At 40.2% G+C, this 2,696-nt stretch carries 3 protein-coding genes and 1 pseudogene; 2 read left to right on the top strand and 2 right to left on the bottom strand.

All coding sequences use genetic code 11. The features are described 5' to 3' along the window. Positions 1 to 1,047, bottom strand: a pseudogene (locus tag Q1V93_RS12410) (hypothetical protein); the annotation flags it as partial. Positions 1,048 to 1,271: 224 nt separating this feature from the next. Here Q1V93_RS12410 and Q1V93_RS12405 point away from each other — a divergent pair. After that, positions 1,272 to 2,153 carry a DMT family transporter gene (locus tag Q1V93_RS12405; RefSeq protein WP_300665155.1) on the top strand — a complete coding sequence of 294 codons (882 nt, stop codon included), beginning with the start codon at positions 1,272 to 1,274 and terminating at the stop codon, positions 2,151 to 2,153. Here the strand turns inward: Q1V93_RS12405 and Q1V93_RS12400 are convergent. Beyond that, positions 2,150 to 2,353: a hypothetical protein gene (locus Q1V93_RS12400; RefSeq protein WP_300665152.1), complete on the bottom strand. Its 204-nt coding sequence runs from the start codon at positions 2,351 to 2,353 to the stop codon at positions 2,150 to 2,152. The two genes, Q1V93_RS12405 and Q1V93_RS12400, sit on opposite strands and share 4 nt — an antisense overlap. Positions 2,354 to 2,468: 115 nt before the next feature. On the opposite strand from Q1V93_RS12400, the gene Q1V93_RS12395 reads away from it, so the two are divergent. Continuing rightward, on the top strand, positions 2,469 to 2,696 hold a 228-nt coding region (locus Q1V93_RS12395), incomplete at its 3' end, for a hypothetical protein (RefSeq protein ID WP_300665150.1).

Raw genomic sequence — 2,696 nt, 5'->3', positions numbered from 1 at the left:
GGAAGCCGTTACTCCTTCCTGCTGTTCCACATTCGATTGGTTGAACCCATCGATCCGGAAGCTGTTTCCCATTCCGTTGACTACAAAACTCAATGCATTCTTTTTGTTGATCTGAAAATCCATTCCAAAACGGGCACTGTGATTGGAAACCAGCATTTTCAGATCGTTATCCTGCAAATAAGCTCCGGTGAACGTATCCTGTTTGTAAAATCGTCGTTCCAATACCAAACGGTTAAAACCTTTCCGGTAAGCATAATTGTAAGCTCCGAATACGTTCAGTTTCTTATTCCGGTGATTCAAAGAAATTCCTGCTCCGGCTTTCGGATAAATTCCTTGCCCGTAGCTGGTTGTAACCGTTCCATTCGTTCCCAAACGCGTATCTTTTTTTAATCGGATATTGATAATGGCAGAGCCAGCTGCATCGTATTTTGCAGAAGGATTGCTGATCAGTTCTATTTTGTCGATCGCGGACGACGGAATTCCTCTTAAAAAATTTGCCAGATCCGTTCCCGACATCGGTTGTGCTTTGCCGTCAATCTGAACAATGATGCCGCTTTTTCCATTCAAACTGATATTGTCTGCAGAACTAATGCTCACTCCCGGCGATTTTTCCAAAATTTCGAAAGCTGAAGAACCGGTTGCGCTCAAGGATTGTTCTACATTGAGAATCACCATTCCGGGTTTTCGTTCTATTAGTGGCTTGGTTGCGGTAACCGTTACTTCCCCTACTTCTTTCGGAATAGTCTTAAATGCGAGCTTTAAGTCAGAACATGCTTCTGAAAGTAATATTCCGGTCGTGAACTCCGAAAAATCGTCATGCGTTATGCGGATAAAGAGTGAATCCGTTTTGGAAACCTCTGCCGTAAAACTCCCGTCTTTTTCCGAAACTGCCATCGACAAAAGTGTTGAATCTGTTTTGTAAATAAACAGAACTGCATCCGGAACAGCTTTGTTTTCCGGACTGAACACCGTTCCTTTTACAGTTAATTTATCCTGGGAATAAACCTGAATCGAAACAAGTAAACAAATGAGTAGCAACGTTTTCATTGAGTTCAAAATTTAAACAAAGATGATATTAATTGATTTATCAATCATTATTCATTCTTGCATTTGTGATTAGCTGTTTCAGAAGCACATTAAACGGTTTGGAAAACGGATAAATGTTAAAGAAATCGTTAATGGAAAATTATTTTCCGTACTATATCGCTTTAGCTTTTTTCATTCATTTCACGCCTCAAAAAAAGAACTAATTTTACTCCTCAAATAAGAATATGAGTAAGCTGAGAGGTGTGTTTTTAGTGGGATTTGGAGCAGCGAGCTACGGAATTTTAGCCACAATTGTCAAATTTGCGAACAATTCAGGTGCTCACACCAGCGTACTAACTTTCTATCAATCCCTGATCGGAGTCATTTCGCTGTTCATTCTGATGACCATTCAATCCCGCAAACAACCTGCGTTGGTAAAACCAAGATCCAGATCTAAAGTGAAACTGGTGCTTTTCGGAATTTCAATGGGCTTAACAAGCTGTTTGTATTATATTTCCATTCAGTATGTTTCTGTTTCGATCGGAATTATTCTCTTGATGCAATCCATCTGGATGAGTGTTGTATGGGAAATGATCCAGCAGCGAAAACTGGCTCATTGGAGTAAATTAGCAGGAAGTATCACAGTGTTGATCGGAACCATATTCGCTACAAACCTGATTCAGCAAGACATTCAAATTTCAGTCACCGGATTGTTATACGGTCTTGCAGCCGCATTATCTTACACTGTGAGTTTACACGCTTCCAATCATGTGGAGAAACAGATTCCAAGCATTACCAGAAGTTTTTACCTGATTTTGGGAAGTTTACTCACCGTTACCGCATTCTGGAATGTTCAGATCCTGGAACACCTGGATTGGATGGTTTTATTGAAATTCGGAATCGTTTTGGGAATTTTCGGTACTGTTATTCCACCGATTATGTTTACCCGCGGAATTCCATTGATCGGATTGGGATTAGCGGGAATTCTTGTTGCTTTAGAGATTCCGGTTTCCATTCTTTCCGCACATTTTGTGTTGAAAGAACAGATTTCCCTGGTTCAATGGTTTGGAGTACTCTTAATTCTGCTCACCGTGGTTTTCATGAACAGCCGGAAAAAGCATGGTTAATCTTCCCAACCACACAATTTCAAGCCGATTTTCTCCGCTTCTGCAACAGTTGTTTTCTTTACTTCGTGCTTGCAGTTATTTAGTCCACGGCAATCCCGCTTGTAATGATATGCCGTAGCATTGGGTGAATCGCAGATGAAAACATTTCCGTCTGCACCGGAAAATGAACAAAGTAACAGGAATATAAAGATCAGCTTCATGTGAATGGTGTTGGTTTCTGTAATACCGTTAAATCAATAATCGGGCGAATATAAACAATTGTTGTTCACTGCAATCCCCTTTTTTGTAATTTACTCCTTGCTCAAAAACATCAACATGAAATACTACTTCTCATTCTTACTGACAACTCTGATTTATTCCTCCGCGTTCACTTGCTACAATGAATTTTACAGCCTCGATTCAAAAGGTCAATTCCATCAGATTGAAATGGGCGCTATCCGCTTTCAGCAAAATTTTGATCAGCAGAAAATTGAAAACCAGTTGCGGAAGCTCGGAAAAAAGCTTCAAACCGAAGCCGATTACAAACTCCTTTCAGATTATGGT

Origin of the sequence: Fluviicola sp., from assembly GCF_030151805.1 — a bacterium.
Taxonomy (GTDB): Bacteria; Bacteroidota; Bacteroidia; order Flavobacteriales_D; family Crocinitomicaceae; genus Fluviicola.
This window is presented reverse-complemented; position numbering and strand designations above follow the sequence as displayed.

Excerpts from the sequence above, each read along its gene's own strand:
- Q1V93_RS12405 (WP_300665155.1), top strand. The coding sequence starts at position 1,272 with ATGAGTAAGCTGAGAGGTGTGTTTTTAGTGGGATTTGGAGCAGCGAGC.
- Q1V93_RS12400 (WP_300665152.1), bottom strand. The coding sequence starts at position 2,353 with ATGAAGCTGATCTTTATATTCCTGTTACTTTGTTCATTTTCCGGTGCA.